Annotated in this window: 8 protein-coding genes; all 8 read right to left on the bottom strand. The window is 43.4% G+C overall.

From position 1 onward, the window contains the following. Positions 1 to 239: class I tRNA ligase family protein (locus tag BUB59_RS14220; protein ID WP_143160422.1), on the bottom strand; the 239-nt coding region annotated here is incomplete at its 3' end. A 101-nt stretch (positions 240 to 340) separates the two neighbouring features. Beyond that, complete coding sequence (locus tag BUB59_RS14225) at positions 341 to 769, bottom strand: hypothetical protein (RefSeq protein WP_073231196.1); 429 nt, start codon at positions 767 to 769, stop codon at positions 341 to 343. Positions 770 to 783: 14 nt separating this feature from the next. Continuing rightward, positions 784 to 1,464 (bottom strand): hypothetical protein, encoded by a 681-nt coding sequence (locus tag BUB59_RS14230; RefSeq protein WP_073231199.1) that lies wholly within the window; start codon positions 1,462 to 1,464, stop codon positions 784 to 786. Positions 1,465 to 1,476: 12 nt separating this feature from the next. Further along, on the bottom strand, positions 1,477 to 12,978 hold the full coding sequence (locus tag BUB59_RS14235) for a LamG-like jellyroll fold domain-containing protein (protein ID WP_073231201.1): 11,502 nt from the start codon (positions 12,976 to 12,978) through the stop codon (positions 1,477 to 1,479). Positions 12,979 to 13,082: 104 nt separating this feature from the next. After that, complete coding sequence (locus tag BUB59_RS14240) at positions 13,083 to 14,036, bottom strand: hypothetical protein (protein ID WP_073231203.1); 954 nt, start codon at positions 14,034 to 14,036, stop codon at positions 13,083 to 13,085. Continuing rightward, positions 14,033 to 14,791, bottom strand: coding sequence for an alpha/beta hydrolase (locus BUB59_RS15430; protein ID WP_200778842.1), 759 nt, complete (start codon positions 14,789 to 14,791; stop codon positions 14,033 to 14,035). The genes BUB59_RS14240 and BUB59_RS15430 overlap by 4 nt, the downstream gene beginning before the upstream one ends. Further along, positions 14,781 to 15,680: a hypothetical protein gene (locus BUB59_RS14250; protein WP_073231207.1), complete on the bottom strand. Its 900-nt coding sequence runs from the start codon at positions 15,678 to 15,680 to the stop codon at positions 14,781 to 14,783. Before BUB59_RS14250 ends, BUB59_RS15430 begins: the two co-directional genes overlap by 11 nt. A 3-nt stretch (positions 15,681 to 15,683) precedes the next feature. After that, positions 15,684 to 16,310: class I tRNA ligase family protein (locus BUB59_RS14255; RefSeq protein WP_234980078.1), on the bottom strand; the 627-nt coding region annotated here is incomplete at its 5' end.

Below are 16,310 nucleotides of genomic sequence, written 5' to 3' on the forward strand. Positions count from 1 at the left end.
GGAACCTTCTTGCCCTTCATGGTCCAGTAACGGGGAACGATATCCTTGATGGTACCAGCCAGCAAGTGACCATAGTGCGGAAGGCCAGTTGCAAACGGAGGGCCATCGTAGAAAGTATAGGGTGCAGTTTCCGGACGGCTGTCCAGAGACTTCTTAAAGCTATCATCCTTATCCCACAATCCGAGCACGCGCTCTTCGATCTGCGGGAAGGTCTCTTCTTTCTTTACTTCACGAAACATAGTATATCCTTTAGCTTAAAAATAGTAATTAACGCTAATCTAAGTTAAGCACTAGAAAGCAGTGCACAAAGCATTTCGTTATTATTTTTATAATTTCAGCCCTATCGATTCGAATACAGAATAAATGATTCCGGGTTTAAAACAACATTGGCTTTCGCACTTGGAGTAATCCTAACCGAATTCGTTCCATCACGCAGCCCGAATAATTCCATATTATCGAACGAGAAGTAGCCATCTGCATCTATGGAAGCTGAAACATGGGTCATATTCTGCAAGTGCGTCAGTTGGACTGTGTTTTCAAAATAACCCGTATCATAGCCATTCAGATGGACCCTAGAAGAGCCAGAACGAGAAACCAGGCCATTCACATGGGTATCCACATTTACAGAATCAACTTTCCCTCCACCAAATGTTCCGCTCAAAGACCAGTTTACAGTCACCGGTTCTTGAGCGGGACCAGTAGACGAGCCTTCGTCGCTGTTGCAAGCCAGCAATCCAAGCAAAGCTATTCCGAAAAGAAATCGTTTCATACAAGTTCCTTTTGTTATTTTATATTAAACAAAGCCATTGGAAGATTGCTGCGACGCTTTGCCGAAAGAACATCAACCTTCACATTAGATACCTGAGCATTAGGCATCAGTGTTTTTATTTCCACACTAGAAAGTGTTCCCGGTAGCTGACAGCTATTATCACAATATTTATATTCTGTTTTCGCAGTTGCAACACCACCAAGAGCATCCATAGGAATCTTGGCTATCATTTTCACAACACGACGGTTCTTATCTGAATAGAAAAAGACTGGTTTAGATTCATCTTTAGGAACAATTTTCCAAAGCCCCTTTTCTTTTACGGGCGCTTTATAATCTTCGGGTCTTCCCATTTGCGAAGTGATATCCGTAGGCTCGTTCTGTAATCCGCTTTGACTTGGCAAACTTTTTCCAGTTTTCAAATCTGTCACACGGATTATATCTCCATTTTTCACAATTTGCATGTTCATCATCTGCGACTTAACCGTCGTAATAGACTTGTCACTACCAGCAGTCAGAATTGACGTCCTTACAGTCTGAGAAGCCATCCCCGGCAATGTCACTGTAGTCTGCATAATGATTTCCGCAGTATCAGGGAAAGCAGCCTTCTTTTGATTATCGAATACAGCATTGATATCAAGAGCAAAGCAACTTGTCGTTGCAAAGGCGGTCAACAAAATTTGCACAATCTTTTTCATAATCAAGCTCCATTATAAATTAGATAAAAGTTTCGTCGATACAATCTGCGAATTCTTACGCAGAACAAGATACGTATGACTCAAGTCTATGCCCGTCCAATCCACAGTAATAAACTGTTCACCCGGCATTATCGTGCCAGAATAGATTCTGCGGATTGGAATACCATTTGCATAGACTAGATCGAGCAGAACATATGGATAGCCGTCAAGGGAAACAATCAAGCCCTCAGGAGTACGTATCACAGGGACAGACACTCCGGAATCGTAGCCATAATCGGCAACCAAGAAATCCTGATTGTCATGCGACGCAACGATTTTCGGTTCTTCCCAGACGGGGTCATCACCATATATTTTCTTGCCCGTAGAATCATAAACGCATATTTTCGATGTCACAACATAGGACTTTGTAAGCCCTTCATGAGACGGGTCATCGGACGCATTCCACAACGGGTCCCAGTTTCCTACATGAATGGCAAACTTGAATTCGTCTGCCCACATATTATGTGGAGCCAAGGAAACATCGCCAACATGTACGTTCACCTGATAGCGACTGTTGCCAAGAGCAACCATCTCTGCACCATCAACAAACAAAGGCTGATAGTTGATATCAAAAATCGGCTGCAAACCTTCTTCAACAAGGAAGTAGTAACGGACATCATACTTGCGTAACGACGCACCACCCAGATTCTCCAGTTTCAAAGCAATCTCACTAGCCCTAGTTTGGTCATCGCGCATATCAGCAGCAAAGACTCGAACGGAAGGAGGCGTGGCTTCTATAGGATCCTCCATTTCTACGCAATGGCCACCAATCAGATTGTTCTCCGAATCAAGAACAACGATGCCGAAATCATCGATAAAACCATCGACATCTGTGGCCGCCATTCCGGGAAGAACATAAGACGGATCATCTTCAGCATACCACGGGACATTTCCATCATTGTATATGCCCATAAGGGGACCATCACCAAAGTATGGGCGCCCGCCAGGCAAGATACGCGTTGTATCAAAGACCCACTCCACGTAACCAGTATTATAGCCTTCAGCACTAACAACCAGGCCAAGGGAGTCTTCCCCCGGGAAGTAGGCATCGGCATTGACTGACTCCGGCGATTCTCCGCGGAAGTAATAACGGACCTTGAATCCATTTATCGTTTCAGATGAAATATTCTTCAAACGGATTCGGGGACGAATCATAGTCTTGTCAGAAGGATATCCTTCAAAACGCACAGAAGATTTCACCTTTTGCACAACAGCAGTTTCATTACCAGCAATTTCGCTATTAGACTTCCAAGAAATTTGCGAAGGCTTCACTTCATCACCATTGGTGAATGCGATGCCCGCAATCTGAACTCCATCAGGAACATTCAACGTAATCCTTTGCATGCCGGAATTCAGCGGAATCTTTACATTTGCGATTTCCACAGGTCTCCAAGTATTTTCAAGTTTAACGGAACCGGAATACGTTGTAGCACCCTGCGCACCGATTTTAATCACTGCACTAGTCTTTTTTGCAGAGCGGGCATACACGATTGCCTTGTAGTCCGCAGACGCTGGAATAACGACAGACATATTCAGACCCGTTCCAGCATCACTTCCGACAAAGTAGCCGTTTCCTGAGACGGCACAGGAGAACTGTCTGCCAGCACCTTCCATTTCGTTCCCAAGAACAATTATTGTGTGAATTTCTGTAGTAGCGCTCTCATCCGTTATGGGCAGAGTCAAGGCAAGGACTTCATCTCCATTCAAAGCCTTCGTATAGAACCGGACATCAGCAACATGTCCGACAAAATTCTTGCTCTCCAGTTCACCCATGGAGAACGTGCCATAGAATTCCCGTTCCATAGGTAATGCCGGCATGCATTTTACCATAGCCCCATCAATGTAGAATCGAACATCTTGAGAATCTACGGTCACAACAACATGTGACCATGCATTTGATGGCAAGTATCCACGCAATGTCCATATTCTATTATTCTCGACAAGGCGTAAGTTCCTTCCCTGGTTCTGGACTTCAATCGTCATGCCGGAAGTTCCCACGAATCCCATCACCCGACGCCAGAGAGTATCTTGGGCATTGCCCGGACTCACTCGAACTTCCATAGAGTATTCGCTACTCGTACCAAGATCCACCCTTCCCGCACCAACAGCGCTATCGCCAGGATGATAGAAGTACAAGCCACTTCCAGAAAGCCATGGACGTAACATGGAAAGATTCAAATGATGACCGGTACCGATTCTTTCCTTTGCCGTTTTGCCAGAGCCTTCCGATGCCGGATACCAAAGGGCAATTCCCATAGGATACGGCCACAATTCCTCGGAAACAAGCCTCCGTGTAGCCAAATTATGACCATAATCCTGAACCTCAATAGATGCAGTCAAATTGCAGCCCAAACACTTATTCATTGCATAACGAGAAATGATCTTCGATACAGACACATTACCCAAAGAATCCGGAAGTACAGAGGTTGTCCCTAACGTATCTTGGCCAAGAATCCAACACAATTTAACACTATATATGCCAGATTCGTCATCAGCGACATTGAACGAAATATCAAAGTGACGATCAATAGCATTCGAAGATTCTTCCAGCCTCTCTTCAGTTATAATCGGTCGCGCAGAGTCTGTAATGACAACTGGTCCAACAAATTGGGCTTGCGTAGAAACTAACGAACTTGCTTCATAACGAGACGCATAAACACCATCCTTTATTTTCAATCCACCATATTCACCATCAAATCGTAGAGTATCTTGCAAGTTTCCTTTCTTGTTTGCAACACCCTTCGTACCTTTATATAAGGTAAACACCCCGAAACCAAGCTGATTACAATTCGGATAAAGTTCCATATATCCGTTATCCAAGCCCAACCATAATGTATCCAGTGGAATATTGCACACAAGATTCGGTGGAACAACGATTGCCAGGACCTTCGTAGGACGACCAAAGCCCTCATCGCCAAAAGCATTTCTGGCAACACCATAAATATAAGTAGAATCCTGATTTGGAAGAGTCACCATCACACGTCCAAGCGAATCCTTCCGCCACGGAAGTTTTTGCGACAACGCGCTATCCAAATACAAATCAAAATCAGCAGACCCAACGATACGAATTTCACGTTCCAAAGTCACGGCCACTTCCGGCAAAATCTCCATGGTAACAATCTTCGTAGATGCCTTCACGGAATCCAGAGCCGCAAAAACGGAGAACGTGGCTGTTTCACCAGAAATCAACATATAAGCCCAGTTGTTTTCATCATAACAACCGGAATCATCCCAACTTTCACAAGTGGCGCTGTCCGCAATTGCACCACTTACAGCAGCCTTACCCTCATCATTCAAATAGCCATACAAAACATGAGACAAGGGGACAAACTGTCCATTCTTGAAATCCACCTTGTATAGCCGTACCCTATCCGGCGTAAGTCCTGCCTGCACAATTTCTTTTCTGGAAAGTTTCATTTGGATCCGAGGATATTTTGTGTTATCTGAGAATTCCATAGAAGGCAACACTTCAATTATCGGCCCCGTCAACGCAGCATTATTGAAAACATCAAACTGGTGTTCTTCGGCAGAAGTCGTACGAACTGTCACATCACGCGGAATATCCATAGCACCGGAACCAAACGACACTGAGACCTCACCAAATAGAGATTTCACAGTTTTGTCGTCAGAAGTTCCCACCGGAGTACCCACATTCAAGTCATATTGGGCATAATTCATATTGGAGGAACCATTCAAGCCACCCCATGTAAGAATAAACGAAGTATTCCCCTGCAAATGGTTCATATCGAACCATTTCAGATGTTCGCTCTTGCCAGTTCCTGTAAAGGAACCAATGTAATGGAATACAGAATCTTTCAAATAGGAAATATCATAATTTATTCCAGAAGTTAGACGGCCAACCATCTCAACATATTCATGAGGACGTTTTAACAAAACAGAATCCCTGTAACGGACAGTAAGATTATTAGCTAAAGGATCTACCATGTCCACGATGAAATGCGAATGTTCGGAACTATCCAAATGGGTCAATCTTGCAGAACCCAGCCGTCGTTCCTTGAACCACTCTCCGTTCATAAGGGCAACTCTATTTTGGCCTGAGTCGCCATACCTCACCAAATCTTCAACTGATAGAATTGTCGAATCTACTGGTGATGGAAGTTCTGAAATCGGAGACGCCTTGGTTCGCCTATACACAAGTGCCTCTCGCAACGAATCCGCATTGTAATAAAGCGTATCGTTTGAATGTTCCCAATGTACGGAATCTGGGAAAGTATAGTCGTACTTCATCCCAGCACTAGCATTTACCGGCAAGCCAAAAGGCGTTACATAAAAAGCGTGCTTTACAGAATTATACTTATCTTTGTCGAAAGAAACTGTAGTCGAAAAATTCGTAGAATCGTTCACCTTAGAACTATCTATACCCAAAGTCAAAAGCGAATCTGGTTTCCAGTCTGCAGCGAGATAATGAATTATCGGGTTGTTAATTCCATTAGTATCTATAAAATTTAAAAGATTTTTAAAGAACCCCGTACTATCTGAAGATGTCAAGTACAAATTAAGCCAGTCAGCATCTTTAAAGTCACCAGGGTAATAGTGGACCTTGGATCCCATTGCATAAAATTTAACAGAATCATTTTTTACAGAATTCTTCCATACGTTTGGTCTTGGCGCAGGATTCGAAATAACATACTTGATAGTATCGGCAGTTTGCGCTCCAAAAGACTTATTTAACGAAACGTAGAAATCAACAGAACCGTGATCTAGCAAAGGCGTTCTTAAAGAATCCTTTACGCTACTATTCAAAAAACGCTTCACAGGACTTCCATTCTGATAGCCATGAACCATGGCAACATAATGTTTCATATTCCAATTTTCGGAATCATCATTATAAAATTTCACTTCATAATAGGAAGGATACATCAGGTTTGTATCGGGAATTTCATCAGGAAACAGGAACGCATTTGGCGCTCCCGACAACACGTTAGCACCAAAGAATGGAAGGTGTTGTGTTTCATATGGAGTCAGTTTGCCATAGGATTTGTCAAAAGTCCACTTATCGCCATCAAAGAAATTGTTCGCACGGTTTTTGACAGCAGTGTCAAGAATAGTGGGTTTTTCGATGATATTACTCTGTAATGCAGCCATGTAACCGCTTGTACCAGTATTATAAATGCTCTTATTGGTTCCGTCAAATCGGATTGTTCGGTTCACCAAGTTATCGTAACCAAAGCCAGCATTCCAATAGGAATCGGGGATTGTGAGCTGTATATAAAAGGCAATTTCTCTCCATCGTTCATGTGAACAATTTGAATTCAAAGTTTGATAATGTTCATAAAAGACATTAGCATCACTCCTGCCAAACATGACTACTTCAAATAATTTCGCTTCCGGATTATAAGCTTTGTTATCATATGAGCAAACCCTCATAGAATCTTCATTCATCGTCATATTTGCTTCACAATTTATATCTTTGTTTGAGATAATTGCAAAACGATGTGATTTATCATCAGGTCGCGGGATATGGACGCCATTATCATTTGCCGAATATTCCGAGCTATTTGTATCAACATAATCGGTCAATTTCCAAACAGATTTATTATTCTTTAAATCCATAAATTCTTTGACAGAAATCTCACCATTTTTTTCAGGCTTAAATTCATTCCAGTCTTTCAAAAGCATGACGAAGAAATCAATTCTTGTTTCATCATCCCTATCGTTGTCATAACCCATTTCATCCTGGGCCACAACATCAACCAAAATAAAGTTTGTCCTTGCATTAGTGCTAAAACTTACAACCCCCTGCGTTATTACCGTATCCGTTTGAGCATGTCGATCTCCACAAACCGCACCAGTCCAACCAGTAATTTTCTCCGTATGGCGATCCACCATAGTCAAGTACACCAAATCCAGCCGTTCTCTCTGTCTCTTGATTCCGAGACTGAAACGCTCCGGTTTAAATCCAATCACATTTTGCGTTCCTGCAATTGTTGATTTAAGTTCGTACGGCTTTTGATACTCTTCAGGAAGGTAGTAGCCCGACACGTCCGCCGTCACTAAATAATCGGCAATCGGCTCATAGCGTTTCTGGCCTTTATGCATCGTGTCGTCCACAGCCTCGCGAATGTCGAACCACAACCCATTAGAATTTTCGCCTTTCAACTCTACGAGATCCAGATTATTGGCAACCACAAGTTCAAACGGGGCTACAATAGAATCCACCTGCACATTTTCCGCATCTACAGGATACGCCTCCACCGCCTTGATTGTCAGCGTATAAGTTCCCGCACTCGTTACGGGATGCTCTTTTTCCTTCATGCCGTTCCATACAAGTGTATAGGCTGTATTATTGGGCCCGGCATTTTTCAGTTCATTTTCGAATACATCTATCTTAGTTCCATCAGGGGCCGTAACATAGGCATTCACGTAGGCTTTACGCCCTCGAATTCCGTAATTGGCCGACATTTTCCCAACCACATAGGATACGCTATCCGGCAATGCGCTTACTGTTTTCGGCAATTTAAAAAGTTTGAACGGAGGCAAGGTGTCTGACGGCAAAACAACCTTCAAACCGGGCAAAGCAAGAAACACTTTTGCAGAATCCAGGAATACGCGTGCCCTCCCGATAGCCTTTTTTTCAACGGCTTCCGCATAGATTGTTGCGAACCCTTCTGCCGGATACGTTCCTGCGTCACTCAGACCGTTCCATTCCTTTTTGAACATATAGTTTTCTCGATCCACCGACCAAGAATACACAGGCACAGCCCCCGCCCCAGGAAAACCAGTCTCGGAACGCGAACCAAAATAAACAGGAAGCACGGTCAGCGTATCTATCGCCTGATTCACAGAAAAAGCCGAATTACTTTGAATGGTCACATTTCCTGATTCTCCCGTCAAAATCATCATAGCATTCGCATTCACAATCGGATTCATTTCAGGAATGGGAGATGTTAACGAATCTAGCAAAGACGGCGATGTTACTGAACTAATGGAATCTAGCCTTTTTTCACATTTATTAGCCACAACACAAGAAATCACTGTAGAAGTAGAATCATAGCGCAAGACTAGCGAATCGGCCTTCAGTCCTTTCCACTTCAAAGTCCACATCACGGAATCTCCGTAGAACCATATGCCCTGCGCCCTAGTCTCATCCACCGGATTTCCATAGAACGGATTTCCCTTGATACGGTTCGTGCCGGCATCGAACAAGGCAACGCCCTTCGCGTCATAGCCATAGACCCGAACACTGTAATTGGACAGATTATCTCCCCGCATGGAATACAAAATCTTAGATTTTATCGAATCAACATACACGGTGTCTTGCACCTGCAAATTCATCAGCGGGTCAGATGAATCCGGCACGTAGGTTTCCAAATATATTTTTGTCGAGTCGGACAATATAGCACATGTTTCGCAGGGAATCATGTCCAATTTCAGCATGTAATTTCCGCTGAGAGCCTTTCGATTCCAGAAGCCCAAAACCCCCTCTATAGGCTGAGTCCTATTGGAATCCCTTCTAGAGATTCCCTCCGTATGCCATGAATTATCACAGCCAGGATTGAGACACTTGTATGAAAGTTCATAACGCGCGGTAATCTCATACCTGGCACTGGGAGCGGCAGCGACGCCCTTGATTGCAAGAATTGCTCCGTCAAGTCCTTTTGTCGTATCTGTAGGGGACGTAATTTCGGGATATTGAGTTCCCACATAGAACAAATCGGTCATATAGCTTATATTACCGGCAGCATCTGCACAGCCGACTTCCAGATAGCGTTTCCCGGTAGCCGTATCCACATCGGACGCCATGATTTCAAAGCGAACCGTATCACCAACAAATGCTTTGTCGATATATTTCCAAGCACTAGTCTTTTCCGCGCCCCTTACGCGACTATAACAACGGAACCCAGTGCGGTTTTCAGTGGCATCATGCTTTTCATTCACGACAAGTTTTGCGCCAAATGAGGTTTCGTCCTTTGGATAAACAAGTTTTGTCGAGACCAAGGTTTCAATATTGGGCGAAATCCTATCAACGCGTACGACCTTATCGTATTTCTTTTCGGACTCGTTATCGGCCCCATCTACCGCAGTCACCTTAATTCTATAATCGCCATCCGAGATGAGCATATGGTCGTTTTCCAGCCAGTCCCCATTATAACCATTGGCAGAAACTATCGTTACGGACTCTCCCATACGATCGGCAGCAGAGGTATCAGGCCAATGCATGAACGAATAATAGAGCTTAACCACACTGGCGCTATCAATATTATTTTCCTTGACGTTATAAGACATCTTCAATCTGTCATCGGCACCGATATACAAGAGGGTATCTACCTTTTGAGGCAAAGTAAATGGCGACGGCTCAGAATTAGACCTTTCGGCACGAACATTGCTGAACGTAAAAACAGGAGGGGTCGTATCCACATAGAACTCTACAAAATCACGGGTCTTGTTCAGGGCTAGCGACTCAATGCTGTTCCAGTCACTTTCCGTATCGTTACCGGCAACAATCTTATTTACCAGTCCAGCGACTTTTTCATATGCATCATAGTCAGGAAGAGCCCGGTCAATCGCAAAAATATTCAAACGATACTTGCCATCGTCAAAGCGGATGCTACTGTCGCGGAAAATCGCAAAATTCGGATTGGAAACATCATAAAGCGAAGGAAGCTTGGCATGGAACTCAAAACGGCTCCCATTCCATTTACTGATATATGCCCGCATGGCACGAATATCCGGCGTAGAATCTGTATTCACCACCCGAGCCAAAATATTGGTTCGATTAGGATTCAACCTATCGTGTTCCTTGGAAAGGGTCACCTGCGGCGGAGTACGGTCAACAGAGAAAGGCACCCTATAGGGAACAACGCTGTAATCGGAATCGTTGGCCACGGAAATATTGATTTTCCAGATATAATGCCCTTCGGGAACATTTGAGTTTTTCTGTGCCGATGTCAGCGTAGCGCCTTTGCCGTCGGAAGAGAAGCCCATGCGAAGTTCCGTAAATCTAGCGTTGGCAACAACAGCGGAGTCCTTGGTAAACACGGTATCTACAAATATGGTGTCCGTGCTTAAAGAGTCTATACGGAATCCTTGATAATCAAGGGTACTTGCTGTCAATTTAAAATTGTCAACTCCCGTAACAACAATGTTCGGCAAGGGCCACTTGGCTTCGTATAGATCCTCAGTCATCTTCGCCAGATAGAAGAACCTTTGCGTATTGCTGAGCCCAATCTTATTCACTGTACTGATGGTAACTGCATTCTGGTTATCTTTCTGGAAATAGGCCAGGTTCTTGAACGCTTGATCCGGCAAATTGGCAGGAACAAAGATAAAATCACCATTTTTCTCCACCGGATGCGGAACCTTGCCGATTGGTTGAAGTCCATTGCCATCGTTCTTATCGGCATAAACGGTACAGGCCGTATCCAACTTCGGGTCTATTTTGACATTACACGCCCATTTTATTTCCGTCTGGAAATTGAAATTCATGGTTATTTCGCGCAGACGGTGAGGCATCAAGTCGTCCACAACAAAAGAATATCTATGGATGTAATCGGTCACCACGATTTTCGGCAACTTGTAACGTTCAACGTGGCGAATGGGGACCAATGTATCATTTTGCGTTCCACTTGAAGTAAGACCGGGAACCTTTTCCCAACGATCGACCTTCACACCAAATTCATTCCAGTCCTGCGAGGAATGAAATTTCAAGGGTTCAAGTTTGGAAACAGAGATATTCTCAGCCACAGATGTATTCTGAACAGAATCTCCAAAGAAGCCCACAACACATTCTGCCGAATCTCTATTTCCTATATAGAAACACGACTTATTCAATTTTGTCGTCGCAGTTTTCCCGTTTGTCGTGTCATTGTCTATCATTTCTAAAGTATGTGCATCGCCAAGAAGCAAGTTCACGAAAGGACGCTCGTACAGGAAATCTTCCATAACTAACGGATTAATTATTGTATCGTTGACGGAAGAACCCGCAATCGGCGAAACCGTATTTGAATAATCCGCATGCCATGTTTCCTGATTTTTCTTATACAGAGGCATTTGGTGAGAATCCATCAAGTCAGAAACACCCGTCGCAACATCAAATCCAACAGCAGTTGCTAGACTCGCAGCAGCAGCAACCCCTATACCAGCTTTTACAAGAGGCGCTGCTTCCGGCGCAATAATGTTGCACAATAAATCAACGCCAAGCAAGGCAATTCCAACATCCGTAAGAATCGTCGCTGTATGAGAACGTGTCGAATCCTTTGCATAGGCGGCGGCATTGAAGGTTTCTCTCTTCAAGTCAACATTATACTTCATAAATATATCGGTATCGTACGCAAGCCCATTATTTGTTTCTACAAGAGAGGAACCGTGTGCCTGCACATTGGCGCCAGAAACCATACCCATCAAAAATCCAGTAACAGAATTTATATAATCGACACGTTCATCTCCACCGCCGGACACCTGCTCGTACAGATTTGCAAAGGGAACGGTCAGCGCATCAGGAACAATAAAACTCAATACATTTCGCGCTCCTAGCTTTGGATCCGTAAAAGTCATGCTATGCTTTCCAGCAAGCATTCTGAACATAGGCAAAGAATCCGGTAACGAATCTAGAGCCTTCAAATCTGAGATATTTCCCACATGTTTGCACTCATCTCGTTCTTTCCCATGGGGATCCACATAGCAAACAAGAGAATCTGTTTCGTGATAATGTTCTAGCCCACTTGCCACAGCAGAACCTATCGCAAGGTTACCTCCCGCAATCCCCATCGAAACCGCCATTCCAACAACACCTGTATAATACCAAGTAAGGTCCTTGCCCATTGTCACAGCGGTCAAGCCCACAGTGAATACCAATGTACCGAGGCCCTCCAAAGCAGCCCTAGATACATCCTTCAAGTTCAGTTGCATATTGAGCGCACCCGTTCCCTCGTGCGGAGAATCAAGCGTGATAACTTTATCTACATCACCATAGTAATAATCGCTGTTCTGAATCCATTCGCGAGAAACTACGCCTCCCATGCTGTGACCGATAAGGATATAACGGGAAGGAAGCCGACGGTAGAGATCAGGATAATTACGTATAGAATCCAACGCAACTTGACCAGAATATTTTCGACCAGTACTTGGATTATCAAAAATAGCCCTGACTTCCTGAGATTCCTCCACAAGGGAGCGACGCTTACCGCACCCTTTCCATGTCCTATTCCCTAATTCGCGAGCGTTATTTATAGAGCTATTCGCAGGATCACGAAATGCACGCCAAGAATAGATATAGGGGAAGCCTTGACTACGTCGATAATCCGAAAAAGGATTAAGCGCGTCATAACTCGTTGTATCTTCAAAAAACAGCGATTCCAACCAACTTGTCAAACGCCCCGGTTTATGATAGTAGCCTATATTAGCTCCATCGTCTTCACTGCTATTTAAAAAACGTGGCGCAAAACTAGCCTCAGACGCATTTTTGCACAAGTCTTCGGAAATTCCCTTGTCGGCGCCATAAGCACCATGTACCATAATCACATTGTAATTTGTAATCGATTCCATCGGTTTGGGAACAGACCAAGACTCGCAAACTATCGTAAGCACCAACAACAAAGTTAAGCATCTGAACATTATTCTTACTCCAAATTCACAACGATTTCATCGTTTTCGTAAAAAGACAAGCCACCACGCCATTCAGCTCCAGAGCAAACAACAGAATCCTCAATTAGCCCACACAAATTGGCATTAGGTCGTAAAACATTCCCCCAGAAATCTCCAGTGGTAAATTTTACTGAAATATCAATAGTATCGACACTATTTCGCAAAAGAACAGCTTCGAAAGCATACACTCCAGGCATAAAGCAATACACATCATTACTCCACACTCGGACATCATCACATTTTTTTATCCATTCCAAATCTTTATCCAAACGTTTGTATACAATCGTTTGAGCTATCGTATCAAGAACGCCGTATTGGCAGTAAGCTTTGTTAGAATCAAACGTAACTAAAGCGTTTTTTATATAACGATACGAATCCGAAGAGTCTATAACAGTAGTCTCTCCTAAAACAATAATCCTTCCATCTTTCCATTCACGCATTCGCCATGAACGAATTTCATGCGAACATCCATCGTATTTTTCATTAATTTTTATTTGACGAGGAGACTCACCTATTTTCCAAAACCACAAATCATTAGCTTTTTTCGCCCAAACAACAGAATCAGATAGTTGTCCACTAATCATTTCAAAATCATCATTTCTTATTCCATTATCCAGAGAATCCATCCACCTAGGCCCATTTTCTTGCACACGATAGTTGTACAAATATAAAGCTTGGTGACCAAAACCATTAGCAACTTCATCGTCATTATCATCCCTAACTTCTCGCCAAAAACGATAATCAGAAACAATAACTAGAGAATCATTTAAAAAACCAACAACTTTCTTGCCCTGACGATACTTGTCCCACTCATAATGAGTATCAGGTTCAAACCAATCCCCACACCCCCACATACATACGCACGCAAGTGCTGCCAGAGCAGCTACAATCATTCTTTTAATTTCAAACTTTTTCAACAGATTTTTCATACTCTGTTCTCCTTAAAACTTTTTCTGCGTATTTTACTACAAAATAACAGCAAACCATATTGCATATTCAGCGCACCGGTCCCTTCATGCGGGCTATCAAGCGTGATTATCTTGTCCACATCGCCATTGTAGAAGTCGCCCTGCACATACTCGCGAGAGACAACACCGCCCATGGAATGGCTGATAAGGATGTAACGAGAAGCTAGTTGACGATAGAGGTCGGGACCTTTGCGAATGGAATCTAAAGCTATCTGACCATATAAATTTTTTGAATCGTCATTTGGGTTAATGATGATTTTCGCCTTTACTTCCTGGGCTTCTTCAAATAGAGATCTTCGTTTACCAAATTTGGAAGAATCACCAGTTTTGGCATTCCACATTCGGTCACCCATCTCATGAGCATTGTTCAAAGAACTATTTGCGGGATTAGTAAATGAACGCCAATTGTAAATGTAGGCATTAGAAGGATTTCGTTTTTTTTCAATATTAGGTTCTTCGAAAACGTTTGTACTGATCCACTTTGTAATTCGGTCGTCAGAAGTATACGAGCCAAGTGTTGCATCACCTAAAAACTCAGATGTTGAATTAGCTTCTTTTAAATTCGCATTAGCCTTAATCCCTTTTTCTGAACCATATGCACCATGAACCATTAGAATATTGTAACTTTCAATGGATTCCATGGGTTTAGGAATCGACCAACCATAAATCGTAACAAGAAACAAAACAACAATTAATTTTTTCATGCTAATTTTCATAGGTTATATAATTTCCTTTTCCATCGCCAAAAGATACTTTTTCCGAACTAAAATTTGTAAGCCACTTAATTTGTTCTTTTTCAAGAAAGCAAAGACTTTGAAAAATATTCATATAATTTCCAATAAATGAAATTGTCGCATAACGATTTAACTGAAAATCGTCTTTTAGTAATGTATTTTTCACATCCGAATTAATCAAAAGAAGAACATCAAACAACTCTCGATCCAAGACTAAACAGTATATATCACCACCAAATGCACGAACATCATCGCATATCTCAATCCATTCTAAATCTTTATCCAAGCGTTTGTATGTCAAGATTCCAGAGATTGTATCCAAAACAGCATACTGACAACTATCTCCTCCAGCCGAGAACCTTCCTCCAAGCGCAATAAAGCCATCATCCAGCCACTGATGTATCCGATTAATTTCAAATTCTTGCGAACAACCTTCGTTCTTTCTTGATAGTTTCATTTCATGCGCCGTTTCACCCAGTTTCCACAAAAGGATGTTATACCCTTCCCAGCGCCAAAAAATGGAATCCGTCAATTGGTACCATCGGTAACCACCACTCTTATTCGTGAGAGAATCACTCCAACGCGGGCCATCTTCCTGTACTCGATAATTATAGACAAGTAAGCGGTCATGCCCACATCCCTCATCTTCGCTATAACCACCATTCCATGTTTCCGTAGTTTCAAGCCACCCTCTGCAATCGTATGCAACAACCAGGGAATCGTCTATGAAACCGGCAATTGACATATTACCCCTTCCAACCCATTTAAACTCAACTCTGTCGCTACACCCCCACATGCCTACGCATACAAATACAGTTAAGGCAACTACCAGCAACCTTGCATGACATAAGCAATTCATTAAAATCATCATTATCTAACCTCCATTAGACACAATCAACTTTAGGGTGGGCGGGTGGGGTAAGCGGGGCGTTGCGGGGCGGCGCCTGAGCCCCGCAGTAGGGGTGGAGAGCAACGAAGTGCGAACCAGGGGGATACTTCCCCCTTCCATAAAAACAATCTTGTAATGGCGGGACAGCTGGTCCGGAGTCACGAATTCGTCGGAAATGTGAGACAGAGCTTCGTAGCTCTTACCCACCAGTTCGGAACCCATGCAGGAATCCACAACGTTCGGATTATTGAAGTAGGCGCCCATACGGGATTCAGCGATCCAGTACTTCTTGCCGTCCTGTTCAACGCAAACGTATTCGGCGTCAGCCTTCACTGCAATAGCGAAGTTGGAAGGAAGAGTCCAGGGAGTGGTGGTCCAAACCAGGATGTTGGAACCAGCAAACTTTGCGTCGTCGGAAACCAGCGGGAAGATAAGAGTCAAGGACGGGTCCTGACGGTCCTTATAGCCCTGGTTGGTTTCGAAATTGGAAAGCGGAGTTGCAAGAGCCGGGCTGTATGGCTGGATGCGGTAGCCCTGATAGATGAGGCCCTTGTCGAAGCACTGCTTGAACACCCACCACACAGATTCCATGAAGTTCTTATCCATGGTCTT

It is taken from the genome of Fibrobacter sp. UWEL (assembly GCF_900142535.1).
Classification (GTDB): Bacteria; Fibrobacterota; Fibrobacteria; order Fibrobacterales; family Fibrobacteraceae; genus Fibrobacter.

Coding starts and splice junctions, on each gene's coding strand:
- BUB59_RS14225 (WP_073231196.1), bottom strand. CDS start 769: ATGAAACGATTTCTTTTCGGAATAGCTTTGCTTGGATTGCTGGCTTGC.
- BUB59_RS14230 (WP_073231199.1), bottom strand. CDS start 1,464: ATGAAAAAGATTGTGCAAATTTTGTTGACCGCCTTTGCAACGACAAGT.
- BUB59_RS14235 (WP_073231201.1), bottom strand. CDS start 12,978: ATGGTACATGGTGCTTATGGCGCCGACAAGGGAATTTCCGAAGACTTG.
- BUB59_RS14240 (WP_073231203.1), bottom strand. CDS start 14,036: ATGAAAAATCTGTTGAAAAAGTTTGAAATTAAAAGAATGATTGTAGCT.
- BUB59_RS15430 (WP_200778842.1), bottom strand. CDS start 14,791: ATGAAAATTAGCATGAAAAAATTAATTGTTGTTTTGTTTCTTGTTACG.
- BUB59_RS14250 (WP_073231207.1), bottom strand. CDS start 15,680: ATGATGATTTTAATGAATTGCTTATGTCATGCAAGGTTGCTGGTAGTT.